The 25780-nt window shown below is 43.8% G+C and carries 20 protein-coding genes and 1 other annotated feature; of the genes, 18 read left to right on the top strand and 2 right to left on the bottom strand.

Annotated features, from left to right (window positions below; genetic code table 11):
* The first annotated feature begins 102 nt into the window (after positions 1-102).
* From ddcA to yihA, 6 genes are all read left to right on the top strand, one after another.
* A complete protein-coding gene (gene ddcA / locus AC07VD_RS11890; protein ID WP_494721782.1) occupies positions 103-1107 on the top strand; it encodes a DNA damage checkpoint antagonist DdcA in 1005 nt (334 codons plus the stop codon).
* Positions 1108-1334: 227 nt separating this feature from the next.
* Entirely contained in the window at positions 1335-2609 is a 1275-nt protein-coding gene (gene tig, locus AC07VD_RS11885; protein WP_494721783.1) for a trigger factor, read from the top strand.
* A gap of 271 nt (positions 2610-2880) precedes the next feature.
* The gene (gene clpX, locus AC07VD_RS11880) at positions 2881-4143 is read left to right on the top strand and encodes an ATP-dependent protease ATP-binding subunit ClpX (RefSeq protein WP_003229613.1); all 1263 of its coding nucleotides are present in this window, start codon (positions 2881-2883) and stop codon (positions 4141-4143) included.
* A 151-nt stretch (positions 4144-4294) separates the two neighbouring features.
* Positions 4295-5953, top strand: a complete 1659-nt coding sequence (gene lonB / locus AC07VD_RS11875) for an ATP-dependent protease LonB (RefSeq protein ID WP_014477564.1) — start codon at positions 4295-4297, stop codon at positions 5951-5953.
* A gap of 180 nt (positions 5954-6133) precedes the next feature.
* On the top strand, positions 6134-8458 hold the full coding sequence (gene lon, locus AC07VD_RS11870; RefSeq protein ID WP_494721784.1) for an endopeptidase La: 2325 nt from the start codon (positions 6134-6136) through the stop codon (positions 8456-8458).
* Entirely contained in the window at positions 8455-9042 is a 588-nt protein-coding gene (gene yihA / locus AC07VD_RS11865) for a ribosome biogenesis GTP-binding protein YihA/YsxC (protein WP_003229621.1), read from the top strand. Before lon ends, yihA begins: the two co-directional genes overlap by 4 nt.
* A gap of 21 nt (positions 9043-9063) precedes the next feature.
* Here yihA and AC07VD_RS11860 read toward each other — a convergent pair whose 3' ends face one another.
* A complete protein-coding gene (locus AC07VD_RS11860) occupies positions 9064-9561 on the bottom strand; it encodes a hypothetical protein (protein ID WP_326243271.1) in 498 nt (165 codons plus the stop codon).
* 229 nt (positions 9562-9790) lie between these two features.
* Here AC07VD_RS11860 and hemA point away from each other — a divergent pair, with 229 nt between their 5' ends.
* The 8 genes from hemA (at position 9791) to cotN (ending at position 18960) form a co-directional block, all read left to right on the top strand.
* On the top strand, positions 9791-11158 hold the full coding sequence (gene hemA / locus AC07VD_RS11855; protein ID WP_004399038.1) for a glutamyl-tRNA reductase: 1368 nt from the start codon (positions 9791-9793) through the stop codon (positions 11156-11158).
* A gap of 7 nt (positions 11159-11165) precedes the next feature.
* Positions 11166-11996: a cytochrome c biogenesis protein gene (locus AC07VD_RS11850; RefSeq protein ID WP_003222575.1), complete on the top strand. Its 831-nt coding sequence runs from the start codon at positions 11166-11168 to the stop codon at positions 11994-11996.
* Between the two features lie 32 nt (positions 11997-12028).
* Positions 12029-12973: a hydroxymethylbilane synthase gene (gene hemC / locus AC07VD_RS11845; protein ID WP_015251536.1), complete on the top strand. Its 945-nt coding sequence runs from the start codon at positions 12029-12031 to the stop codon at positions 12971-12973.
* The gene (hemD, locus tag AC07VD_RS11840) at positions 12963-13751 is read left to right on the top strand and encodes a uroporphyrinogen-III synthase (protein ID WP_086344159.1); all 789 of its coding nucleotides are present in this window, start codon (positions 12963-12965) and stop codon (positions 13749-13751) included. The genes hemC and hemD overlap by 11 nt, the downstream gene beginning before the upstream one ends.
* Positions 13748-14722 (top strand): porphobilinogen synthase, encoded by a 975-nt coding sequence (gene hemB, locus AC07VD_RS11835; protein ID WP_015483525.1) that lies wholly within the window; start codon positions 13748-13750, stop codon positions 14720-14722. The genes hemD and hemB overlap by 4 nt, the downstream gene beginning before the upstream one ends.
* A gap of 29 nt (positions 14723-14751) precedes the next feature.
* The gene (gene hemL / locus AC07VD_RS11830) at positions 14752-16044 is read left to right on the top strand and encodes a glutamate-1-semialdehyde 2,1-aminomutase (protein WP_029946082.1); all 1293 of its coding nucleotides are present in this window, start codon (positions 14752-14754) and stop codon (positions 16042-16044) included.
* 130 nt (positions 16045-16174) lie between these two features.
* Positions 16175-17902 carry a spore coat morphogenetic protein SpoVID gene (spoVID, locus tag AC07VD_RS11825; RefSeq protein ID WP_129092569.1) on the top strand — a complete coding sequence of 576 codons (1728 nt, stop codon included), beginning with the start codon at positions 16175-16177 and terminating at the stop codon, positions 17900-17902.
* 32 nt (positions 17903-17934) lie between these two features.
* A complete protein-coding gene (gene cotN, locus AC07VD_RS11820; RefSeq protein WP_076458222.1) occupies positions 17935-18960 on the top strand; it encodes a spore coat protein CotN in 1026 nt (341 codons plus the stop codon).
* An 18-nt stretch (positions 18961-18978) separates the two neighbouring features.
* Here the strand turns inward: cotN and AC07VD_RS11815 are convergent, their stop codons facing one another.
* Positions 18979-19170: a YszA family small membrane protein gene (locus AC07VD_RS11815; protein WP_003222590.1), complete on the bottom strand. Its 192-nt coding sequence runs from the start codon at positions 19168-19170 to the stop codon at positions 18979-18981.
* 165 nt (positions 19171-19335) lie between these two features.
* Positions 19336-19558 (top strand) — a binding site (T-box leader).
* Positions 19559-19617: 59 nt separating this feature from the next.
* Here AC07VD_RS11815 and valS point away from each other — a divergent pair.
* From valS to spoIIB, 4 genes are all read left to right on the top strand, one after another.
* Entirely contained in the window at positions 19618-22260 is a 2643-nt protein-coding gene (gene valS / locus AC07VD_RS11810; protein ID WP_167559375.1) for a valine--tRNA ligase, read from the top strand.
* Between the two features lie 59 nt (positions 22261-22319).
* A complete protein-coding gene (locus AC07VD_RS11805) occupies positions 22320-23612 on the top strand; it encodes a bifunctional folylpolyglutamate synthase/dihydrofolate synthase (RefSeq protein WP_003229640.1) in 1293 nt (430 codons plus the stop codon).
* A 140-nt stretch (positions 23613-23752) separates the two neighbouring features.
* A complete protein-coding gene (locus AC07VD_RS11800) occupies positions 23753-24499 on the top strand; it encodes a prepilin peptidase (protein WP_080474433.1) in 747 nt (248 codons plus the stop codon).
* 133 nt (positions 24500-24632) lie between these two features.
* Positions 24633-25631: a stage II sporulation protein SpoIIB gene (gene spoIIB / locus AC07VD_RS11795; protein WP_024572905.1), complete on the top strand. Its 999-nt coding sequence runs from the start codon at positions 24633-24635 to the stop codon at positions 25629-25631.
* Positions 25632-25780: the final 149 nt, after the last annotated feature.

Genomic DNA, 25780 nt, shown 5'->3' with positions numbered 1-25780 from the left:
TGTCCGGCGGCTTTTTTTGCCTGGTGAAACCTTTCATTTCTTGTTTTTGTTCACAGGTGTTGATACACTTGAACAAAATAAATGCCTGAAAGGAATATAGGTATGACGCATGACAAGAAAAACGCAAAAATTATTCCTTTTCCTCATCTGAAAGACCGCCTTGTGGAAAAAGGGATGTCATCACTCAAGGAAAAAAAGTATCAAGAAGCGCTTGAACTGTTTTCAGAAGCGATGAAATATGATGATACTGATTCCGATCTTCACTTAGGGATGGCCATCTGCTTTTTAGAGCTGGGCGAGCTGGAAGAGGCAGAAAGCGTGTGCGAGAAGATGCTCAAAGAAGGTTATGGCCATTATTTTACGGTTTTGCAGGTGTACATGACCATCTTAATTCAGCTCAAAAAGTACGAAGAAGTCAAAAGCACCATTGAAGCCGTTTTGGAAGAAAATCAGCTGCCGGCAGAAAGCGCCGAGCAATTTTATAAGCTGCTGGATTTCAGCCGGAAAATGACCGATCCAGATCGTGAGGACGAGGCTTGGGCCGAAGAATATGAGGATACAATTGACACCGAGAAAGTGCTGGCAAGCCCTGAGGAGCAAATGAATCTCATCCATTCCTTAAAAGACCGTAACGTAGCAAAGTATACAGGATTGCTCAAAACAATCCTCCAAGACCCCTCAGCCCATCCGATTATCAAAACAATGATTGTCATGCTGTTAGCTGAGCATGAGTACAGTAAACCTGTACACATTAGCAAATTTGGCGAGTCGTTGACAATTGAACCGTCTGAGATTGTTCTGCCTGATGCCGCCCCGATTCTGCACCGTGTTCTCAGGGTGCTGGATGAGACACTTGGAAATGAAAATCCAACCTTATATGCGGCAGTAGAAGAATTGTGGAGAAGACATTTGTACGTTTTATATCCGTTCCAGCCGAAATTGCTGTCGGCTGACCTTTGGGCGGCTGCCCTGCATAAAGTCGGTTACGAGATGCACGGAATTGAAATTGAAAGAGAAGAACTTCATATGATGTATGAATTTACCGACAGAGAACTCGATGAAGCTTGCACAATGTTAAAAGATATTGAAGAAATTTCTTATTTGTAAATCGCGCCATATAGTTGAAAGCGCTATGTGTTATGTTATAATATAGTGGTTGTATTTGTGTATAACGGGTTATAAGAAATACGGTTGGACAGGCTTTGCAGTTCATTATTAACATCTATACATAATGATTCTGATCTTTGGCAGCTTTGTTTTTGTTGGACGAAGCCGAATGATTGCTTTAGAATGGAAGACCGACACAACCTGAATAGATTTTTGGAGGGAAACACATGTCTGTAAAATGGGAAAAACAAGAAGGCAACGAAGGCGTTTTAACGGTTGAAGTTGATGCTGAAACGTTTAAAACAGCACTTGATGATGCATTTAAAAAAGTAGTAAAACAAGTTTCAATTCCTGGATTCCGTAAAGGTAAAATTCCTCGCGGATTATTCGAACAGCGCTTTGGCGTAGAAGCTCTTTACCAAGATGCTTTGGATATTCTTCTTCCTGTAGAATACCCTAAAGCGGTTGAAGAAGCTGGAATCGAGCCTGTAGACCGTCCTGAAATCGATGTTGAAAAGATCGAAAAAGGCGAAAGCTTAATCTTCACTGCGAAAGTAACAGTAAAACCTGAAGTGAAGCTTGGCGAATACAAAGGTCTGGGCATTGAAAAAGACGACACAACTGTAACTGACGAAGATGTTCAAAACGAACTAAAAGCTCTTCAAGAGCGTCAAGCTGAACTTGTTGTAAAAGAAGAAGGCGCTGTTGAAGAAGGAAACACAGTTGTTCTTGATTTCGAAGGATTCGTTGACGGCGAAGCTTTCGAAGGCGGAAAAGCTGAAAACTACTCTCTTGAAGTAGGATCTGGCTCATTCATCCCTGGCTTCGAAGATCAGTTAGTCGGCCTTGAAGCAGGCGCTGAAAAGGATGTTGAAGTGACATTCCCAGAAGAATACCACGCTGAAGAGCTTGCAGGCAAACCAGCTGTGTTTAAAGTGAAAATTCACGAAATCAAAGCGAAAGAGCTTCCTGAGCTTGACGATGAATTCGCAAAAGATATCGATGAAGAAGTGGAAACACTTACTGAATTAACTGAAAAAACAAAGAAACGTTTAGAAGAAGCAAAAGAAAACGAAGCTGACGCTAAATTGCGTGAAGAGCTTGTTCTGAAAGCTTCTGAAAACGCTGAAATCGATGTTCCGCAAGCAATGGTCGACACTGAGCTTGACCGCATGCTGAAAGAATTCGAACAGCGTCTGCAAATGCAAGGCATGAACCTTGAGCTTTACACTCAATTCTCAGGCCAAGATGAAGCTGCGCTTAAAGAGCAAATGAAAGAAGATGCTGAAAAACGCGTAAAATCTAACCTGACTCTTGAGGCGATTGCGAAAGCGGAAAACCTTGAAGTATCAGATGAGGAAGTTGATGCTGAGCTTACAAAAATGGCTGAAGCATACAACATGCCTGTTGAAAATATTAAACAAGCCATCGGTTCTACTGACGCGATGAAAGAAGATTTAAAAGTTCGCAAAGCGATTGATTTTCTTGTAGAAAACCGTTAATATGGTGCATAATAATAGTACTAATAAAACAGGGCGCGAATCATTCGTGCCTTGTTTTGTACAATTATGAGTTATCTCTTTTTCTTGGGGCAATATAGTTAATGCAGGGCTGTTTTTTGTCATACATATAGAATGTGCAAGTCAGAAACACATTGTTACCGTCTTTTTGGAAAGTATGGTAAAATGCAATACATACTCGTTCGTTTCAAGAATCATTTTCTTTTGCTCTGCCGGTAAAAGAAAAAGTGAGACAAGATTAAGGGGTGAAAGAATGTTTAAATTTAACGAGGAAAAAGGACAATTAAAATGCTCGTTCTGTGGAAAAACACAAGATCAGGTTCGTAAGCTTGTAGCTGGACCTGGTGTATATATATGTGACGAATGTATCGAACTCTGCACTGAAATTGTAGAGGAAGAACTCGGAACAGAAGAAGAAGTAGAATTTAAAGACGTACCAAAGCCTCAGGAAATTCGCGAAATTTTGAATGAATATGTCATCGGCCAAGATCAAGCGAAGAAATCACTTGCTGTTGCTGTGTATAATCACTATAAGCGCATTAACTCTAACAGCAAAGTTGATGATGTTGAGCTTTCAAAAAGTAATATTTCATTAATCGGCCCTACGGGAAGCGGTAAAACCCTTCTGGCGCAAACATTGGCTCGCATTTTAAATGTGCCGTTTGCAATTGCAGACGCTACATCTTTGACTGAAGCTGGATACGTGGGTGAAGATGTAGAGAATATTCTCTTGAAGCTCATCCAAGCTGCTGATTATGATGTGGAAAAAGCCGAAAAAGGCATTATCTATATTGATGAAATCGATAAAGTGGCTAGAAAATCTGAAAACCCGTCTATCACACGTGATGTGTCAGGTGAGGGTGTACAGCAGGCATTGCTTAAAATTCTTGAGGGTACAGTGGCAAGCGTGCCGCCTCAAGGTGGACGTAAGCATCCTCATCAAGAATTCATTCAAATTGACACAACAAATATTTTGTTCATTTGCGGCGGAGCTTTCGATGGTATCGAACAAATCATCAAACGCCGTTTAGGCCAAAAAGTGATTGGATTCGGTGCCGACAATAAAGCTGCTGATCTTGAGAAAGAAGATCTTCTTTCAAAAGTGCTTCCAGAAGATTTGCTCCGTTTCGGGCTAATTCCTGAATTTATCGGACGTCTTCCGGTTATTGCAAGCCTTGAAAAGCTTGACGAAGAAGCATTGGTTGCGATCTTAACAAAACCGAAAAACGCTCTTGTTAAGCAATTCAAGAAAATGCTTGAGCTTGACAACGTTGAGCTTGAGTTTGAAGAAGAAGCGCTTTCTGAAATTGCTAAAAAAGCAATTGAACGCAAGACTGGAGCACGCGGACTCCGTTCTATCATTGAAGGCATCATGCTTGATGTGATGTTTGAGCTGCCTTCTCGTGATGACATTGAAAAATGTGTAATTACCGGGGCAACTGTGACACACGGAGAGCCTCCTCGCCTCTTATTAAAAGACGGCACTGAGGTAAGTCAAGATAAAACATCTGCATAAAGATAAGCACAAACCTCCTGAGTGGTAACACTCAGGAGGTTTTTTTGCATGCAACTCTTCTGGAAAAACGTTTATTCCCGTCTTCTATGGGAGATACTAGCAATCAGAGGAATGAATTGGATACATAAATTGTTTTTCAGGAGGGACCACCATGAGTTGGACAGGGATCGCGTTATTTATTCAGCTGTTTTTTGGGATCATCATCGGTTTGTATTTTTGGAATTTGCTTAAAAATCAAAGGACACAAAAGGTCACGATAGATAAAGAATCAAAGAAGGAAATGGAGCAGCTTCGGAAAATGCGCGCTATCAGCTTGTCCGAGCCATTATCTGAGAAGGTCCGCCCCAAAAGCTTTCAAGATATCGTCGGACAGGAAGACGGCATTAAAGCATTAAAGGCGGCTTTATGCGGGCCAAATCCTCAGCATGTGATTGTCTATGGGCCACCGGGAGTTGGGAAAACGGCTGCTGCGCGGCTTGTGTTGGAAGAAGCAAAAAAACATAAACAATCACCGTTTAAAGAGCAGGCTGTTTTTGTGGAACTCGATGCGACAACAGCCCGTTTTGATGAAAGAGGAATTGCCGATCCGCTCATCGGCTCTGTCCATGACCCGATATACCAAGGGGCCGGAGCGATGGGACAGGCTGGGATTCCGCAGCCGAAGCAGGGAGCTGTCACCCATGCCCATGGCGGTGTGCTGTTTATTGATGAAATAGGGGAGCTGCATCCTATTCAAATGAATAAAATGCTGAAGGTGCTTGAGGACAGAAAAGTCTTTTTAGACAGTGCGTATTACAGTGAGGAAAATACACAAATTCCGAATCATATTCATGATATTTTTCAAAATGGGCTGCCGGCTGATTTTCGCTTGATTGGCGCGACCACGAGAATGCCAAACGAAATTCCGCCAGCTATCAGGTCCCGCTGTTTGGAGGTTTTTTTCCGCGAGCTTGAAAAGGACGAGCTGAAAACGGTTGCTAAAACAGCAGCGGATAAAATTGAAAAAAATATCTCCGAAGAAGGCCTAGATCTTTTGACCAGCTACACGAGGAACGGGCGGGAAGCCGTCAATATGATTCAAATCGCAGCGGGGATGGCTGTAACGGAGAATCGGAAGGACATTACGATTGAGGATATCGAATGGGTCATTCACTCCAGTCAGCTTACTCCAAAGCACGAGCAAAAAATCGGTGTTGAACCACAGGTTGGCATTGTAAATGGGCTTGCAGTCTATGGGCCTAACAGCGGATCGCTTCTGGAAATCGAAGTGAGTGTAACCGCGGCTCAAGATAAAGGATCAATTAACATCACAGGAATAGCTGAAGAAGAAAGCATCGGCAGCCAATCAAAATCAATCAGACGAAAAAGCATGGCGAAGGGTTCGGTTGAAAATGTATTAACCGTGCTCCGGACAATGGGAATGAAGCCTTCTGATTATGATATTCACATCAATTTCCCAGGAGGGATTCCGATTGATGGGCCGTCAGCAGGCATTGCGATGGCGGCGGGGATTTTCTCGGCGATACACAAAATTCCTATTGACAATACCGTTGCGATGACGGGCGAAATCAGCCTGAACGGTCTTGTGAAACCCATCGGAGGCGTCATTCCGAAAATAAAAGCGGCCAAGCAGTCCGGTGCGAAAAAGGTGATTATCCCATATGAAAATCAGCAGGCCATCTTAAAGCAGATTGACGGGATCGAGATTATTGCAGTGAAAACGTTCCAGGAAGTGCTTGATGAAATTTTAGTGAATCCGCCAACGGAACAAAAACCGTTTCATATTGAAATCAATAAAGAATCTGTTTAAACCCTATTTTGATAATAGGGTTTTTTCCATGAAGGACATCTTTTCCTTTTTCATATCAGAAAGAAAGGGTATACTACGAGGAGACTGTTTTATAGAAAATGGAACCATGCCGTTTATTGTACAAGGATGAAAAAGTTGTATTATAATGGTTCATACTAAAGTCACGGAGGTGTCAGTCACATGGCAGAAGAATTAAAACGCAGCATCCCGCTCCTCCCTTTAAGAGGTTTATTAGTGTACCCGACGATGGTTTTGCATTTAGATGTAGGACGTGACAAGTCGGTTCAGGCTCTTGAACAGGCAATGATGCATGATCATATGATATTTTTAGCCACTCAGCAGGATATTTCGATAGACGAACCTGGTGAAGACGAGATTTTCACTGTCGGCACCTATACAAAAATTAAGCAAATGCTGAAGCTTCCGAACGGTACGATTCGTGTGTTGGTGGAGGGCCTCAAGCGCGCCCATATCGTCAAATACAATGAACACGAGGATTACACGTCGGTCGACATTCAACTTATTCATGAAGATGATTCAAAAGATACAGAAGACGAAGCATTGATGCGGACTTTGCTAGACCACTTTGATCAGTACATAAAAATTTCTAAAAAAATCTCGGCCGAAACGTACGCCGCGGTTACTGATATCGAAGAGCCGGGGAGAATGGCAGACATCGTTGCTTCTCATCTGCCCCTTAAACTAAAGGATAAGCAGGATATTTTAGAAACGGCTGATGTCAAAGACAGGCTGAACAAGGTCATTGATTTTATTAATAATGAAAAAGAAGTGCTGGAAATTGAGAAAAAAATCGGCCAGCGCGTCAAACGTTCGATGGAGCGTACGCAGAAGGAATACTACTTACGAGAACAAATGAAGGCGATCCAAAAAGAGCTTGGCGATAAAGAAGGCAAAACTGGCGAAGTTCAGACGCTGACGGAAAAAATCGAAGAAGCAGGCATGCCTGAGCATGTGAAGGAAACAGCGTTTAAAGAATTGAACAGATATGAAAAAATTCCGTCAAGTTCTGCGGAAAGCTCCGTTATCCGCAACTATATCGACTGGCTGGTTGCTCTTCCGTGGACGGATGAAACAGATGATAAGCTTGATTTGAAAGAAGCAGGACGTCTCTTGGACGAAGAGCACCATGGGCTTGAAAAAGTAAAAGAACGTATTTTAGAATATTTGGCTGTCCAGAAGCTGACCAAATCCCTGAAAGGCCCGATTCTCTGTTTGGCAGGACCTCCAGGTGTTGGAAAAACGTCTTTAGCCAAATCAATTGCAAAAAGCTTGGGACGCAAATTCGTCAGAATCTCACTCGGAGGAGTTCGGGACGAATCAGAGATACGCGGACACAGACGGACCTATGTCGGAGCAATGCCTGGACGGATTATTCAAGGGATGAAAAAAGCGGGCAAGCTGAATCCGGTCTTCTTATTAGACGAAATTGACAAAATGTCATCTGATTTTAGAGGAGACCCATCATCCGCTATGCTTGAAGTGCTTGATCCAGAGCAAAACAGCAGCTTCAGTGATCACTATATTGAAGAAACCTTTGATTTATCCAAAGTGCTGTTTATCGCAACGGCGAACAATTTGGCCACAATTCCGGGTCCGCTCAGAGACAGAATGGAAATTATTAATATCGCAGGCTACACAGAAATAGAAAAACTTGAAATCGTAAAGGATCACTTGCTTCCAAAGCAAATCAAAGAACACGGGCTGAAGAAAAGCAACCTGCAGCTGCGTGATCAGGCGATTCTTGATATTATCCGCTACTATACGAGAGAAGCTGGTGTGAGAAGCCTTGAACGCCAGCTTGCCGCGATTTGCCGTAAAGCTGCAAAAGCCATTGTTGCTGAAGAGCGAAAACGGATTACGGTTACTGAGAAGAACCTTCAAGACTTTATCGGAAAACGTATTTTCAGATATGGACAAGCTGAAACAGAGGATCAGGTTGGTGTAGTGACAGGGCTTGCTTATACAACCGTTGGCGGAGATACGCTGTCGATTGAAGTATCGCTTTCTCCGGGGAAAGGGAAATTAATCCTGACAGGAAAGCTCGGAGATGTTATGAGAGAGTCTGCTCAGGCTGCATTCAGCTATGTGCGATCCAAAACAGAAGAACTTGGCATTGAACCTGACTTTCATGAGAAGTATGATATTCATATACATGTACCAGAGGGTGCGGTGCCAAAAGATGGTCCGTCAGCCGGTATTACGATGGCAACAGCGCTTGTTTCTGCTTTAACGGGACGGGCGGTTTCGCGTGAAGTCGGCATGACGGGGGAAATCACGCTTCGCGGGCGCGTGCTGCCGATCGGCGGCTTAAAGGAAAAAGCGCTTGGCGCACATAGAGCGGGATTAACGACCATTATTGCGCCTAAAGATAATGAAAAAGATATAGAGGATATTCCGGAAAGCGTCAGGGAGGGGCTGACATTTATATTGGCGTCCCACTTAGACGAGGTTTTGGAACATGCCTTAGTAGGAGAGAAGAAATGAAAGTCACAAAGTCAGAAATCGTGATCAGTGCAGTAAAACCGGAACAGTACCCTGAAGGGGGGCTTCCGGAAATCGCATTGGCCGGAAGATCGAACGTAGGAAAATCGTCTTTTATCAATTCATTAATCAATCGCAAAAATCTTGCGAGAACGTCATCAAAGCCGGGAAAAACACAAACGCTTAATTTCTACATTATCAATGATGAGCTGCATTTTGTGGATGTGCCGGGCTACGGTTTTGCCAAAGTGTCAAAGTCTGAGCGTGAAGCATGGGGCAGAATGATTGAAACCTATATTACGACACGCGAGGAATTAAAAGCTGTGGTGCAGATCGTTGATTTGCGGCATGCGCCATCTAATGATGATGTACAGATGTATGAATTTTTAAAGTATTACGGCATTCCTGTTATTGTTATCGCTACAAAGGCGGATAAGATCCCGAAAGGCAAATGGGACAAACACGCGAAGGTTGTCCGACAAACATTAAATATTGATCCGGAAGACGAGCTGATTCTCTTTTCCTCAGAAACGAAAAAGGGAAAAGACGAAGCTTGGGGAGCGATCAAAAAAATGATAAACCGGTAGAGGATCCTCTACCGGTTTTATTTATCGTATAGATTTTTTTCGTTTTATCAATAATAACAATAAACTGATTCCAATAAAGACAAACGGCCAATACTCCTTCAGAAGCGCTGTTGGAATATGCGCAGACTCAAGCCATGCCATAATTTGTTTGAAAAAGTACAAAAACAGGGAAAAACAAATCATCGACACAGCTTCATATACATATTCTTTTTTTGGAACGGCTGAAACGAGAAGTGAGAAGCCGATCATAAAGAGGAGCATTTCAAAATCATCCGGCCACCATACCCATTTCGGCTTGGCAAAAAAGTGTAAACCGATTCCGAAGAGAAGCAAACCGATAAAAAAATGGGGTGTAACGGCTTCTTTTTTTCCTTGATATACAAAGGCTGCCCCTAACAGCATGAGGAGAACAGGCCATTGATCCTGCCCTGAAAACAGTTCGGCTTGGCCGCTTTCTAGCCATGCATATACAGAAGCGGCAAGCAGCAGACAAGGGAATAAAATTGATTTTTGTTTCATGCATATCACCTTCTTGTTTTTTAGAGCTGATGTGTAGTAAATTTTTGCTGTTTTTGGTATTGTCAATAGGAATGCTTCTTTTCCCTGAAGCTTTTTCTAATATAGCATAAGAATTTTAAAATCTGTTCACATTTTGTGAAAGAAACTATGTTATAATTATTATAAATAATGAGTTCTATGTTAGAATGATTATAAATTAAGATTGGGTGTTGGGGGTGTAATTAGAGCGATGCATATACTTGTTGTGGGAGTAGATTATAAATCCGCCCCTATTGAGATACGTGAAAAAGTAAGTTTTCAGCCGAATGAGCTGGCGGAAGCAATGGTGCAGCTGAAAGAAGAGAAAAGCATTCTTGAAAACATCATTGTCTCAACCTGCAACCGCACTGAAATTTATGCGGTAGTCGACCAGCTTCATACCGGCCGTTATTATATAAAAAAGTTTTTAGCTGATTGGTTTCAATTAAGCAAAGAAGAGCTGTCACCGTTCTTAACGTTTTATGAGAGCGATGCTGCTGTTGAGCATTTATTCCGTGTAGCCTGCGGACTTGATTCTATGGTGATTGGCGAAACGCAGATTCTCGGACAGGTACGCGACAGCTTTAAAACAGCTCAGCAAGAAAAAACGATCGGGACTATTTTTAATGAGCTGTTTAAGCAGGCAGTTACAGTGGGCAAACGGACTCACGCCGAAACAGACATTGGCTCAAATGCGGTGTCAGTAAGCTATGCTGCAGTTGAACTTGCTAAAAAAATCTTCGGAAATCTTTCAAGCAAGCACATATTGATTCTCGGTGCGGGAAAAATGGGCGAGCTTGCTGCGGAAAACCTGCACGGACAGGGAATCGGCAAGGTCACTGTCATTAACCGAACATACTTGAAAGCGAAGGAGCTTGCAGACCGTTTCTCAGGTGAAGCGAGAAGCTTGAATCAGCTTGAAAGCGCGCTTGCGGAGGCTGATATTTTAATCAGTTCAACCGGTGCAAGTGAATTTGTCGTGTCCAAAGAGATGATGGAAAACGCGAATAAGCTTCGCAAGGGACGTCCGCTGTTTATGGTCGACATTGCCGTGCCTAGAGATCTTGATCCGGCGCTGAATGATCTTGAAGGTGTTTTTCTTTATGATATCGACGATCTGGAAGGCATTGTAGAAGCGAACATGAAAGAGCGGAGAGAAACAGCTGAAAAAGTTGAACTGTTAATTGAAGAAACCATTGTGGAATTTAAACAATGGATGAATACACTTGGTGTTGTGCCTGTTATTTCTGCATTGCGCGAAAAGGCGCTTGCCATCCAGTCAGAAACGATGGACAGCATTGAGCGTAAGCTGCCTCACTTAAGCACAAGAGAGAAAAAACTGTTGAACAAACACACCAAAAGTATTATTAACCAAATGCTTCGTGATCCGATTTTAAAGGTGAAAGAGCTTGCGGCAGATGCTGATTCTGAAGAAAAGCTCGCGTTGTTTATGCAGATTTTTGATATTGAAGAAGCTGCGGGCCGTCAAATGATGAAAACCGTTGAAAGCAGCCAGAAGGTCCACTCTTTTAAGAAGGCTGAATCAAAAGCGGGCTTTAGCCCACTTGTAAGTGAGTGAAAGCTGAATGATTGATACTGCAATGGCAAGACTTAATGAGGGGACAATCGTCATTTACGCTTTAAGTGTACTCTTTTATTTTATAGATTTTCTTCAACACAACCGGAAGGCTGGAAAAATGGCCTTCTGGTTGCTTTCTATTGTCTGGACTCTGCAAACCGTGTATTTGGCCTATTTTATGTGGGTGACGGGGCGGTTTCCGGTATTAAATGTGACAGAGGCGCTTTATTTTTATGCCTGGGTGCTTGTCACGCTGTCACTTGTACTGACAAAGCTTTTACGTGTTGACTTTATCGTGTTTTTTACAAATGTTATAGGATTTTCTATGATCGCCATTCACACATTTTCACCGACAGAGCAGCAGTCAGCTGCTTTTTCCGGGCAGCTTGTATCTGAGCTTTTGGTGATTCATATTACAATGGCGATTCTTTCATATGGCGCTTTTTCCCTTTCTTTCGTTTTTTCTGTGCTATATATGTTTCAATATCATCTGCTGAAAAAGAAAAAGTGGGGAAAATGGCTGTTGAGAATAGAAGATTTATCTAAGCTTGATTATATGGCGTATGTTTTAAATGTCATTGGGGTTCCGATGCTGCTGCTGAGTTTGATTCTCGGCGTCATTTGGGCGTATGTCTCACTAGAAACGCTGTATTGGTTTGACGCCAAAGTGCTTGGTTCGTTTGTCGTCCTGCTGCTGTACAGCTATTATCTTTATATCAGGCTGATTAAAGAGCTGCAAGGAAAGGTCGCAGCACTGTGGAATACGGCTTGTTTTCTGGTGCTGATGATCAATTATTTCCTGCTTGGAAGCCTGTCGCAATTCCATTGGTTCAGTTAAACGATGTCCCAAGCAGATTCGGGAGGAAAGAAATGATGAGAACGATTAAAGTAGGTTCCAGACGGAGCAAACTCGCTATGACTCAAACAAAATGGGTTATTCAAAAACTGAAGGAAATCAATCCTTCGTTTGCTTTTGAAATTAAAGAGATCGTGACAAAGGGCGACCGGATTGTCGATGTTACACTCTCAAAAGTGGGTGGAAAAGGGCTGTTTGTCAAAGAAATTGAACAGGCGCTTTTAAACGAAGAGATTGATATGGCAGTGCACAGCATGAAGGACATGCCTGCTGTTTTGCCTGAAGGCCTTGTGATCGGCTGTATTCCTGAACGGGAAGACCCGCGTGATGCCCTTATTTCAAAGAATCGCGTAAAGCTTTCAGAAATGAAGGAAGGTGCTGTCATTGGCACAAGCAGTTTAAGAAGAAGCGCGCAGCTTTTGATTGAGCGCCCTGACCTTACAATTAAATGGATTAGAGGTAATATAGATACAAGACTTCAAAAGCTGGAAACAGAGGATTATGACGCGATTATTTTAGCGGCTGCCGGCCTTTCCAGAATGGGTTGGAAGCAAGATGTCGTAACCGAATTCCTTGAGCCTGAGCGCTGTTTGCCTGCTGTGGGGCAGGGAGCCCTGGCGATTGAGTGCCGAGAATCGGATGAAGAGCTGTTGGCGTTGTTTTCTCAGTTTACAGATGAATATACAAAACGGACTGTCTTAGCGGAACGTGCTTTTTTAAACGCGATGGAGGGCGGCTGCCAGGTTCCGATCGCGGGCTACTCCGTGTTAAATGGACAGGATGAAATTGAAATGACAGGGCTTGTCGCTTCACCTGACGGCAAAATCATTTTTAAAGAAACCGTCACCGGAAACGATCCGGAGGAAGTAGGAAAGCGCTGTGCCGCTCTTATGGCTGACAAAGGAGCAAAAGATTTAATTGATCGTGTAAAACGGGAGCTTGACGAGGATGGAAAATGATTTTCCGTTGAAAGGAAAAACAGTGCTTGTCACCCGGAATAAGGCACAGGCAGCATCATTTCAGCAAAAAGTGGAGGCGCTTGGCGGTAAAGCGGTTTTAACCTCTTTGATTACGTTTCGCCGCGCTTTGCCGAATGATGTTGCGGAACAGGTAAGAGAGGATCTTGCCGCGCCAGGCTGGCTTGTTTTTACAAGTGTGAACGGGGCAGACTTCTTTTTTTCTTATCTGAAGGAAAATCAGCTTATTCTCCCTGCGCATAAAAAAATTGCAGCCGTCGGTGAAAAAACCGCGCGCCGTTTAAAAATGCATAACGTATCGGTTGATGTGATGCCACAGGAGTATATTGCTGAACAATTGGCTGACGCTCTTAAGCAGCATGCTGAACCGGGGGAGCCCATTACCGTGATGAAAGGGAATTTGTCACGTGATGTGATAAAACAAGAGCTTGTCCCGCTCGGTTTTGAAGTAAAGGAATGGGTTCTCTACGAAACGATTCCGGATGAAGAAGGCATTGAGGCACTGAAAGACGCTGCGGGTCAATATTCCTTTGACTATGTAACATTTACGAGTTCATCAACCGTACATACGTTTATGCATGTCTTGGGAGAAGAATTAAAAAAGTGGAAGGCGAATGGGACGGCCTGTATCAGCATTGGGCCTTTAACAAATGATGCCCTTCTGACATACGGCATCACATCGCATATGCCTGATACATTTACAATAGATGGCATGCTTGAGTTAATGTGCAGCATGTCAAGAGAGGAAGAGAGAATATGAGTCAATCATTTAATAGACACCGCCGCCTGCGGACATCAAAAGCAATGAGAGAAATGGTAAAGGAAACACGTTTGCACCCATCAGATTTTATTTATCCGATTTTTGTCGTTGAAGGTCTGGAAGGCAAAAAAGCTGTTCCGTCAATGCCTGATGTTTACCATGTATCATTAGATTTATTGAAGGATGAAGTAGCGGAGCTGGTCAAACTGGGCATTCAATCTGTTATCGTGTTCGGCATCCCGGAAGAAAAAGATGATTGCGGAACACAAGCGTACCATGATCACGGAATTGTCCAAAAAGCCATCACAGAAATTAAAGAACACTTCCCTGAAATGGTTGTTGTCGCTGACACGTGCCTGTGCGAATATACAGACCACGGCCATTGCGGACTTGTCAAAGACGGGGTCATCCTCAATGATGAATCGCTGGAGCTTTTAGCGCAGACAGCTGTCAGCCAAGCGAAAGCAGGTGCGGATATCATTGCGCCATCAAACATGATGGACGGATTTGTTACAGTGATCAGAGAAGCGCTTGATAAAGAAGGATTCGTCAATATTCCAATCATGTCTTACGCTGTGAAATATTCAAGTGAGTTTTACGGTCCGTTCCGTGATGCAGCAAACAGCACACCGCAATTCGGAGACCGCAAAACATATCAGATGGACCCTGCCAACCGTATGGAGGCACTCCGCGAAGCACAATCAGATGTCGAGGAAGGTGCGGACTTTTTGATTGTCAAACCTTCGCTTTCTTATATGGATATCATGCGTGACGTAAAAAATGAGTTTACTTTGCCGCTCGTCGCTTATAATGTAAGCGGAGAGTATTCAATGGTGAAGGCTGCAGCGCAGAACGGCTGGATCAAAGAAAAAGAAATTGTGTTGGAAATTTTGACAAGCATGAAGCGCGCGGGTGCCGACCTGATTATTACGTATCATGCGAAAGACGCAGCGAAATGGCTTGCGGAGTAATTTTATTCAGTTGACAGGAGTTGAGGCAGATGAGAAGCTATGAAAAATCAAAAACGGCTTTTAAAGAAGCGCAAAAACTCATGCCAGGCGGTGTGAACAGTCCCGTTCGCGCATTTAAATCGGTAGACATGGACCCGATTTTTATGGAGCGTGGAAAAGGCTCGAAAATCTTTGATATTGACGGGAATGAATATATTGACTACGTCTTGTCATGGGGGCCATTAATTTTAGGGCATACAAATGACCGCGTCGTAGAAAGCCTCAAAAAAGTGGCTGAATACGGGACAAGCTTCGGTGCTCCGACTGAAGTAGAAAATGAACTGGCTAAGCTCGTCATTGATCGTGTGCCATCTGTAGAAATTGTACGAATGGTAAGCTCCGGAACAGAGGCTACAATGAGTGCCCTCCGTTTGGCAAGGGGCTATACAGGCCGCAACAAGATTTTAAAATTTGAGGGCTGCTACCACGGACACGGCGATTCTCTCTTGATTAAAGCTGGTTCAGGTGTTGCCACTCTCGGTCTGCCTGACAGCCCGGGGGTGCCTGAAGGCATTGCGAAAAACACCATCACCGTTCCGTACAATGATTTAGAAAGTGTAAAGCTTGCTTTCCAGCAATTCGGTGAAGACATTGCGGGAGTCATTGTAGAGCCAGTTGCCGGAAATATGGGTGTTGTTCCGCCGCAAGAAGGCTTCCTGCAGGGTCTGCGTGATATCACTGAGCAGTACGGCTCCCTGCTGATTTTTGATGAAGTGATGACTGGCTTCCGGGTCGATTATAACTGCGCTCAAGGCTACTTCGGCGTAACGCCTGATCTGACTTGTTTAGGAAAAGTAATCGGGGGCGGACTTCCTGTCGGCGCTTATGGCGGAAAGGCAGAAATCATGGAGCAGATCGCTCCAAGCGGTCCGATCTATCAAGCTGGTACATTGTCAGGCAACCCGCTTGCGATGACGGCTGGCTTAGAGACATTGAAACAGCTGACACCTGAATCCTACAAGAATTTCATTAAAAAAGGCGACAGGCTGGAAGAAGGAATTTCAAAAGCCGCCGAGGCTCATGGCATTCCGCATACCTTTAACCGTGCAGGTTCGATGATCGGTTTCTTCTTTACAAACGAACCAGTCATCAATTATGAAACGGCGAAATCATCTGATTTGAAGCTGTTCGCAAGCTATTATAAAGGGATGGCAAATGAAGGGGTATTCCTTCCGCCATCACAATTCGAAGGTCTTTTCCTCTCAACGGCCCATACTGATGAAGATATTGAAAACACAATCCAGGCAGCTGAGAAAGTATTTGCTGAGATCAGCCGCAGATAAGAGTGAAAACCGGTATCAAGGACTCCTTGTGCCGGTTTTTTCGTGCTCTCCCACTCATATTTTCTCCAGTTCATACATACACCTTTAGTGACATCTAATTTTAAGGATTAGATGAAAGGAGGATATGAACTTGCCGCAAAATCATCGATTGCAATTTTCTGTAGAAGAATCGATCTGTTTCCAAAAAGGACAGGAAGTTTCTGAACTGCTTTCTATTTCATTAGATCCTGATATTAGGGTTCAGGAAGTAAATGATTATGTATCAATCATAGGATCGCTTGAACTTACAGGTGAGTACAACATAGATCAAAACAAACATACCGAAGAGATTTATACAGATAAGCGGTTTGTTGAACAAGTCAGAAAGAGAGAGGATGGAAGTGCGGAACTGACTCACTGTTTTCCTGTGGATATTACCATTCCGAAAAATAAAGTGAGCCATTTACAGGATGTCTTCGTCTTTATTGACGCATTTGACTATCAATTGACGGATTCGCGCATTTTAACAATTCAAGCTGATTTAGCGATTGAAGGGCTTTTGGATGATACGCAAGACAAAGAGCCGGAGATACCTTTATATGAAGCTCCTGCGGCATTCAGGGAGGAAGAGCTTTCAGAGCCGCCGGCACATAGTGTAGTAGAAGAACCGGGTGCATCATCGGCAGAGGAAGCAGTTATTCAGCATGAACCGCCAGCCGAACCGCCAGAACTTTTTATCTCGAAAGCGGGGCTCCGTGAAGAACTGGAGACAGAAAAAGCAGAATCTGAGCCGCCTGAATCGGTTGCTTCAGAACCAGAAGCCAGAGAAGATGTGAAAGAGGAAGAAGAGCAAGAAGAGCTTGCTGTGCCGGAAAAGGAGGTTCGTGCTGAATCGGAAACAGAAGAATCTGAGCCAGAACCTGATCCTTCAGAAATAGAGATTCAAGAGATCGTTAAAGCAAAAAAAGAAACGGCAGAACCGGCAGCTGCAATAGCGGATGTTCGTGAAGAAGCAGACTCTCCAGCTGAGACTGAGCTTCGTGAACACGCTGGAGCAGAAGAATCGCCTGCTTTGGAAGCTGAGCTTCATTCAGAGACTGTGATTGCAGAGGAAAAAGCGGAAACAACAGTGTCTCCTAATCATGAATATGCGCTGCGCCAAGAGGCTCAAAAGGAAGAAGCGGCTCAATCGGATCAGGCTGATCCTGCGCTTTGCCAAGAAGAGGCGGAACCGGATGAAGCTTTGGAGAGTGTATCAGGGGCCGCTCTCTCCATAGAAGATAGCAGAGAAACAGCTTCAGCTGTATATATGGAGAATGACAATGCCGATTTACATTTCCATTTCAATCAAAAAACAAGCTCGGAGGAGGCATCTCAAGAAGAATTGCCTGAACCGGCATACCGTACCTTCCTGCCTGAACAAGAAGAGGAGGATTCTTTTTATTCAGCGCCTAAGCTGCTGGAGGAGGAAGAACAAGAGGAAGAGAGCTTCGAAATTGAAGTGAGAAAAACACCATCAGCTGAAGAGCCTAAGGAAGAAACACCTTTTCAATCCTTCCAGCTGCCTGAAACTTCTGAGACTGAAAGGAAGGAAACGGATGCTGTTCCTAGGGTTGCTCCTGCTGCTGAAACGAAGGAACCTCAAACAAAGGAAAGTAATAATTCTCTTTATTTAACAAAACTCTTTACAAAAGAAGCGGATGAGTTTTCGAGAATGAAAATTTGTATTGTGCAGCAGGAAGATACGATCGAGCGTTTATGCGAACGGTATGAAATTACATCCCAGCAGCTGATCAGGATGAATTCTTTAGCCTTGGATGATGAATTAAAAGCAGGACAGATTCTCTATATTCCTCAATATAAAAATAGCCATGCGTAAACCATAAGCGATCGGAAAATGTGGTGAATGAAATGGAAGATACCCAATCGGTTCTTCGGGAATACGGACTGACTGCTCAATTTATTGAGCCTGTCAGTCCTCTTGTTTGGAAAGTGTATACAGACTACGGTGTATTTGCCCTGAAAAAATTGAAAGAGGGTCGCGGCAAGCATTTTACAGATCATATGGTGGCGATTGAGGAAAAAGGCTTTCGTTCATTCGTTCCCGTTTACAGAACAAATAGCGGTGAGTTTTTCTCAGCAGGCATACAATACGGAGATACCTACTATTTAATGCCTTGGCTCCAATTTGACCAAGAGGAAGAACGGGATCAGAAACATGCTTATTTATTTAGAGAAACAGCCCGTCTTCACGAGAGAACCGCGCAGGAACTAAAGGTTAGACGTGATGAGATTGAACGTTATTACGGGCAAACGAAAAAAAAGTGGGAACAAGATAAAATTTTCTATGAGCAGTTTGTGGATAGAGCGGAGAAGGAATGGTACCTTTCTCCTTTTGAACTCCAGGCCATAACCTATTTTTCAGAAACCATTTCCGCGGTGAATTTTGCGCTGGAACGGCTGGAGGACTGGTATGAGTCTGCAAAGGAAAAGGACGTTTCAAGGGTTGTAATGAACCACGGCAGCCTGTCTATACACCATTTTCTGTATAATGATGCCGGGACCGGATATTTTACAAACTTCGAAAGAGCATCTGTCGGTCCGCCGCAAAACGACCTGCTCGGCTTTTATACAAAAATGTTCAGGGGCTTTCCGAAAGCTTGTCCGGAATGCGTCGAATGGTTTTATGGATATACGAAATCATTCCCTTTGCGTGAAGCGGAAGTCAGCCTTTTTCTCAGCTATATGGCATATCCGGCAGCCATGTACAAGGTGCTGAACGGTTATCAAACTGGGAAAAGACAGCATGAAAAAGAGGAATGTACACAATTATTAAAGGCTTATTGGCAAATGAAAAACATAGAGCCGTTTGTGATGAAAATTCATCAGATTGAACAAGAGAAAAAATTTCAGGCTGAAAACGAGTCCACGTCTTAATGGCGCGGACTTGTTTGTTTATATCCATTCTAAATGAAGGGCGCAAGCTAAAAAGATTAGGATTGCGAGCAGCAAAACATCAAAGGTTGTCGGAAAGAAAATGGTTCTGATTCCTTGAAAAATCGTAATGGGAATAATCACTTGTGCGGATACAAGCCGAATTTGCCTTACCCATGGCGGCAGCGAATAAGAGCTGAAACGTTTCTTCACGGTGCATCCTCCTCTACGCATTTACAAGCATCATATGTAAACTTGGGCAATAGGTGCCTGCCCATCTGTATAGAAAGCGGTGTTTTTGGAAAAGATGATTGACGAATCAAAAACACTTTTACTATAATAAAGAACATAAATAATGTATACAATGAGCTGATAAATACACCTGCTTAGAACGGGAAGAGTACAAAAAAGGCGCATGCAGAGAGAGAAGCCGTTTGCTGAAAGGCTTCTTATGTTGTCTGATTGGAAGGTCGCCCGGGAGCATAATTTCTTGAAAGAAGAGTAGAGAAATTCGGGAAACACCCGTTATCCGTTATAAGTGCATGAACTGATAGAGTTCATGAAAAAAGGTGGTACCGCGAAAGAGCTTTTCGTCCTTTTACAGGGATGAAGAGCTCTTTTTTCGTTCTCAGCCATTTTTAAACATGCTGGAGGGTTATGATGGAAACGAATGAACAAACAATGCCGACGAAATATGATCCGGCAGCGGTTGAAAAAGACCGATATGATTTTTGGCTAAAAGGCAAATTTTTTGAAGCGGGCAGTGACCAGACAAAAGAGCCATACTCTGTTGTCATCCCGCCGCCAAACGTAACAGGGAGACTTCACCTTGGCCACGCATGGGACACAACGCTGCAAGACATTGTAACAAGAATGAAACGCATGCAGGGCTATGATGTGCTGTGGCTTCCTGGCATGGACCACGCCGGCATCGCGACACAGGCTAAAGTAGAGGCGAAACTTCGTGAAGAAGGCAAATCCCGCTACGATTTAGGCCGTGAAAAATTCCTCGAAGAAACGTGGAAGTGGAAGGAAGAATATGCTGACTTTATTCGCAGCCAGTGGGCGAAATTAGGTCTTGGCCTAGATTATTCCCGTGAACGTTTTACGCTGGATGAAGGCTTGAGCAAAGCGGTAAGGGAAGTATTCGTTAAGCTTTATGAAAAAGGCCTGATCTACAGAGGCGAATATATTATTAACTGGGACCCAGCGACAAAAACAGCCCTATCCGACATTGAGGTGATTTACAAGGATGTTCAAGGCGCATTCTATCATATGAGCTATCCGCTTGCTGACGGTTCAGGCTCAATTGAAATTGCGACGACACGTCCTGAAACAATGCTCGGTGATACAGCTGTTGCCGTTCACCCTGAAGACGAGCGCTATAAACACCTTATCGGAAAAACGGTGATCCTGCCGATTGTAAATCGTGAAATTCCGATTGTCGGTGATGACTATGTTGATATGGAATTTGGTTCAGGTGCCGTGAAAATTACGCCTGCTCATGATCCGAACGACTTCGAGCTTGGCAACCGCCACAATTTAGAACGCATCCTTGTCATGAATGAAGATGGCACGATGAATGAAAATGCGCTCCAATATCAAGGTATGGATCGTTTTGAATGCCGCAAAAAGCTCGTGAAAGATTTACAGGAGGCGGGAGTTCTCTTCAAGATCGAGGATCATATGCACTCTGTCGGCCATAGTGAACGAAGCGGGGCTGTTGTGGAGCCTTATCTTTCTACACAATGGTTTGTGCGCATGCAGCCGCTTGCTGATGCAGCGATTGAGCTGCAAAAGAAAGAAGAAAAGGTCAACTTTGTGCCTGACCGTTTCGAAAAAACGTATTTACACTGGATGGAAAATATCCGCGACTGGTGTATCTCCCGTCAATTGTGGTGGGGCCATCGTATTCCTGCCTGGTATCATAAAGAAACAGGCGAGCTATATGTCGGGCTTGAAGCGCCGGAAGACAGCGAAAATTGGGAACAGGATACAGACGTACTGGATACATGGTTCAGTTCTGCGCTATGGCCTTTCTCCACAATGGGCTGGCCTGATGTAACGGCTGAAGACTTTAAACGCTACTATCCGACAGATGTTCTCGTGACAGGGTACGATATCATTTTCTTCTGGGTATCACGCATGATTTTCCAAGGCATTGAATTTACAGGCGAGCGCCCGTTCAAAGATGTTTTAATCCACGGCTTAATCCGTGACGAGCAAGGCCGGAAAATGAGTAAATCTCTTGGCAACGGTGTCGACCCGATGGATGTGATTGACAAGTACGGAGCCGATTCTCTGCGTTATTTCCTTGCGACTGGAAGCTCTCCTGGCCAGGATCTGCGCTTCAGCTATGAAAAAGTGGAATCGACCTGGAATTTTGCCAATAAAATTTGGAACGCCTCCCGTTTTGCATTAATGAATATGGATGGCATGACGTACGATGAGCTTGATCTGTCAGGCGAAAAGTCAGTCGCTGACAAGTGGATATTAACGCGATTAAATGAAACGATCGAGCACGTGACCCAGCTTGCTGATCGATATGAATTTGGTGAAGTAGGACGCCATTTATATAACTTTATTTGGGATGATTTCTGTGATTGGTATATTGAAATGGCGAAGCTACCGCTTTATGGAGAAGACGAAGCTGCCAAGAAAACTACCCGTTCCATCCTTGCTTACGTACTTGATCAAACGATGCGTCTGCTCCATCCGTTTATGCCATTCTTAACGGAGGAAATTTGGCAGCACCTTCCTCACCAAGGGGAATCAATTACAGTAAGTCAATGGCCTGTAGTAGTGCCGGAGCATACCGATACTGAAGCGGCAGCTGACATGAAGCTTCTTGTTGAGCTGATCCGTTCTGTGCGCAATATCCGCAGTGAAGTCAATACGCCAATGAGCAAGCAGGTTGAACTGTACATTAAAACAAGCACAGACGAAATAGCGTCCCGCCTCGAAGCGAACCGTTCATATGTTGAACGCTTTACGAATCCGAGCGTGCTTAAAATCGGCACCGATATTGAGGCTGTTGATAAGGCGATGACGGCCGTTGTCTCAGGAGCAGAGGTTATTCTTCCGCTTGAAGGCTTAATCAATATTGATGAAGAAATTGCCCGTCTGCAAAAAGAATTTGATAAACTGACAAAAGAAGTTGAGCGTGTCCAAAAGAAACTTGGAAATGAAGGATTTATGAAAAAAGCGCCTGCACACGTAATTGATGAAGAACGTGAAAAAGAAAAAGATTATGTGGCGAAGCGTGACGCTGTTCAAAAACGAATGGCTGAGCTGAAGGGTTAATGAAAAGCCGGGGCGGTTTCTAGAGAAACCGCCTTGTCTTATAAAAGAGGGGATTATCATTGTTTACTGCATATCAAGATGCGCGCAGCTGGATTCACGGGAGGCTGAAATTCGGGGTGAAGCCCGGACTTGGCCGAATGAAACAGCTGATGGCGCGGTTAGGACATCCTGAAAAAAAAATCCGAGCGTTCCACGTCGCAGGAACAAACGGTAAAGGATCAACTGTCGCTTTTATCCGTTCTATGCTGCAGGAAGCCGGATATACGGTTGGAACATTTACATCGCCTTATATTATTACGTTTAATGAACGGATCAGCGTAAACGGGATACCGATTTCTGATGAGGAATGGACAGCACTCGTCAATCAAATGAAACCGCACGTTGAAGCCCTTGATCAAACGGAATACGGACAGCCGACAGAATTTGAAATTATGACAGCTTGTGCATTTTTATATTTTGCAGAGTTTCATAAGGTCGATTTTGTTATTTTTGAAACAGGTCTGGGCGGTAGATTCGATTCTACTAATGTGGTTGAACCGCTCTTAACTGTGATTACAAGCATCGGGCACGATCATATGAACATTTTGGGAAACACCATTGAAGAAATTGCAGGAGAAAAGGCCGGTATTATTAAAGAAGGTATTCCAATCGTTACAGCAGTTACCCAGCCGGAAGCTTTACAGGTCATCCGCCATGAAGCCGAACGGCATGCTGCGCCGTTCCAGTCATTGCATGATGCATGTGTTATTTTCAATGAAGAGGCTCTGCCTGCAGGAGAACAGTTTTCATTCAAAACGGAAGAGAAATGCTATGAAGATATTCGGACATCTCTGATTGGCACCCATCAAAGACAAAATGCTGCTTTGTCCATTTTGGCTGCGGAGTGGCTCAATAAGGAGAATATTGCCCATATCAGTGACGAAGCGTTAAGGAGCGGGCTTGTGAAGGCTGCTTGGCCGGGACGGTTAGAGCTTGTTCAGGAACATCCTCCGGTATATTTAGACGGTGCGCATAACGAAGAAGGTGTTGAAAAGCTGGCGGAAACGATGAAGCAGCGTTTCGCCAATTCACGCATTTCTGTGGTGTTTAGCGCGTTAAAGGACAAACCGTATCAGAACATGATTAAAAGACTGGAAACCATTGCTCATGCGATTCATTTTGCTTCTTTTGATTTCCCGCGTGCTTCTCTTGCAAAAGATCTCTATGATGCAAGTGAAATCAGCAATAAAAGCTGGAGTGAAGATCCAGACGATGTGATCAAATTCATAGAAAGTAAAAAGGGCTCAAATGAAATTGTGCTGATTACCGGATCTCTTTACTTTATTTCTGACATTCGAAAAAGGTTGAAATAAAAGGATCCGGCTCCGGCAGAATCAAAAAAAAGATTCTGCCGGTTTTTTTATGTGTAAAATTGAATATCTCCAATTGGAGCTCAGGATGCTCATTTTGCTACAATCCATACCAGAACTCAGTGAGTAAAGGTGTGTTGTCTATGCTATCCCTTCTTTTTATCTTCGGGCTTATCCTTGGTTCTTTTTACTATACGGCCGGGTGCCGTATCCCCTTACATCTATCTATTATTGCGCCCCGTTCATCATGCCCGTTTTGCCGGAGGACATTAACTCCTGCAGAATTAATTCCCATCCTGTCATTCCTATTTCAAAAAGGTAAATGTAAAAGCTGCGGGCATAGGATTTCTTTTATGTATCCCGCAGCAGAGCTTGTGACAGCGTGTTTATTTGCCGCCGCAGGAATACGCTTTGGCACGTCGCTGGAACTGTTTCCCGCTGTGGTGTTTATCTCTCTTCTCATTATTGTTGCAGTGACAGATATTCATTTTATGCTGATTCCAAATCGTATATTGATTTTCTTTCTTCCCTTTTTGGCGGCCGCGAGATTGATTTCTCCGCTTGATTCCTGGTATGCAGGCCTGTTAGGTGCGGCAGCCGGATTTCTATTTCTGGCTGTAATTGCCGCAATCACCCATGGGGGAGTAGGGGGAGGAGATATTAAATTATTTGCGGTGATTGGCTTTGTGCTTGGTGTGAAAATGCTGGCAGCTGCCTTTTTCTTTTCTGTTTTGATAGGTGCATTATATGGAGCTGCAGCCGTTCTGACTGGTAGACTCGCTAAAAGGCAGCCGCTTCCCTTCGCCCCCGCTATAGCCGCAGGGAGCATTTTAGCCTATTTATACGGTGACTCTATCATTTCTTTTTATATCAAAATGGCATTGGGCTGACTGCTGAAAAATTTGACGAACGTTTTTTGGACAAGACGACAAAAGTCTTGTTCTTTTTTTCTTTGCCTGTGCTAAAGTGTGTAGCATGAAAAGCCGACAAGAACGGTCAAGCAAATGAAGGGAGGAAGCGGAATTGAAAAAAAGAAAGAATAAAAAAAACAGTAAAGCCGCAGAAAAAGCCCTCAAGGTGACGATTAATGGAAAAGAAGAGACGGTTTACGAACAAGAGACGCCTGAGACAGAGGCGGATAAAAGCATGACATTTTCAAATTGGGAGGAAAAAAGACAGGCAGAACAAGAGGTTGCGGCATCCCAGGAACATCCTGATGAAGATGAATTCAATTGGGATTCAGAGGAAGACAAGGTGTTTAAAGAGGACCCAAAAGTTGTTCCTCCTTTTCAAAAGAAAAAAACAAAGCTTTATGCAAAAGGAAAGACCGGGGCTGCCAAACCGGTAAAAAGAGTGGCCGCGACGATTGCCTTCGCGGCTGTCATTGGCACTGGATTAGGGCTATTCGCGTTAAACATATCGGGGAATAAAGAAGCGTCAGCACCGGCCTCTTTAGAGGATTCTCTAGGCAGCCAAACGGCAAAAGCAGGGGATACTTCAACTGATAAACAAACTTCAGGCACAGAAAAACAAGCGGCGCAAACTGAAGGTACATATAAAACATACGCTGTACAAGCCGGAAAATTTTCAAATGAAAAGGGTGCCGAAACGTTAACAGAACAATTGACCGAAAAAGGATATTCCGCCGTGTCACTGTCAAAGGATGACGGGTATACGTATGTCATCGCGGGCTTAGCCAGTGATAAGGATGTCTCACAGCAGTTAGGACAGGTTTTAATCGACAGTGATTTTGAAGCCTGGGGAGGCAAGGAGCTTTCCTTATCAATAGAGTCAGATATGACAGATTCTTTTAAGGAAACAGCGGAGCTTGCAGCAAAGGCGATTCTCGGCGAAGACATTACAAAAGCGAGTGTAGAGAAAATAGAAAAGTCTCTTGGTGAAACAAAAGCGTCAGAAACAGGAGAGAAAAAAGCGATTTTGCAGGCTTTAAAGGAATTAGAGGATCCAAGTGCTGAAGCCGGGTGGAAGGCTCAGCAGGAGCTGTTAGCCGTCGTAAAATAAGAGATAGTGCCCTGAGCCTTCGTCCTTTAGTGACAGGCTTTTTTTATTTTGTCATGAAAAAGTTATTTTTCTGAAATTGTGACAAGCCTCGTGATTTGGTAGGATAAACGAGTATCTTTTTTTCTTAAGCAAACCCTGAAAGGATGACG

The organism is Bacillus sp. GW821-FHT01G09 (assembly GCF_059422205.1).
The sequence above is the reverse complement of the archived record's forward strand: the minus strand, read 5'-3'. Positions and strand labels throughout refer to the sequence as shown.

Coding starts and splice junctions, on each gene's coding strand:
- ddcA (WP_494721782.1), top strand. CDS start 103: ATGACGCATGACAAGAAAAACGCAAAAATTATTCCTTTTCCTCATCTG.
- tig (WP_494721783.1), top strand. CDS start 1,335: ATGTCTGTAAAATGGGAAAAACAAGAAGGCAACGAAGGCGTTTTAACG.
- clpX (WP_003229613.1), top strand. CDS start 2,881: ATGTTTAAATTTAACGAGGAAAAAGGACAATTAAAATGCTCGTTCTGT.
- lonB (WP_014477564.1), top strand. CDS start 4,295: ATGAGTTGGACAGGGATCGCGTTATTTATTCAGCTGTTTTTTGGGATC.
- lon (WP_494721784.1), top strand. CDS start 6,134: ATGGCAGAAGAATTAAAACGCAGCATCCCGCTCCTCCCTTTAAGAGGT.
- yihA (WP_003229621.1), top strand. CDS start 8,455: ATGAAAGTCACAAAGTCAGAAATCGTGATCAGTGCAGTAAAACCGGAA.
- AC07VD_RS11860 (WP_326243271.1), bottom strand. CDS start 9,561: ATGAAACAAAAATCAATTTTATTCCCTTGTCTGCTGCTTGCCGCTTCT.
- hemA (WP_004399038.1), top strand. CDS start 9,791: ATGCATATACTTGTTGTGGGAGTAGATTATAAATCCGCCCCTATTGAG.
- AC07VD_RS11850 (WP_003222575.1), top strand. CDS start 11,166: ATGATTGATACTGCAATGGCAAGACTTAATGAGGGGACAATCGTCATT.
- hemC (WP_015251536.1), top strand. CDS start 12,029: ATGATGAGAACGATTAAAGTAGGTTCCAGACGGAGCAAACTCGCTATG.
- hemD (WP_086344159.1), top strand. CDS start 12,963: ATGGAAAATGATTTTCCGTTGAAAGGAAAAACAGTGCTTGTCACCCGG.
- hemB (WP_015483525.1), top strand. CDS start 13,748: ATGAGTCAATCATTTAATAGACACCGCCGCCTGCGGACATCAAAAGCA.
- hemL (WP_029946082.1), top strand. CDS start 14,752: ATGAGAAGCTATGAAAAATCAAAAACGGCTTTTAAAGAAGCGCAAAAA.
- cotN (WP_076458222.1), top strand. CDS start 17,935: ATGGAAGATACCCAATCGGTTCTTCGGGAATACGGACTGACTGCTCAA.
- valS (WP_167559375.1), top strand. CDS start 19,618: ATGGAAACGAATGAACAAACAATGCCGACGAAATATGATCCGGCAGCG.
- AC07VD_RS11800 (WP_080474433.1), top strand. CDS start 23,753: ATGCTATCCCTTCTTTTTATCTTCGGGCTTATCCTTGGTTCTTTTTAC.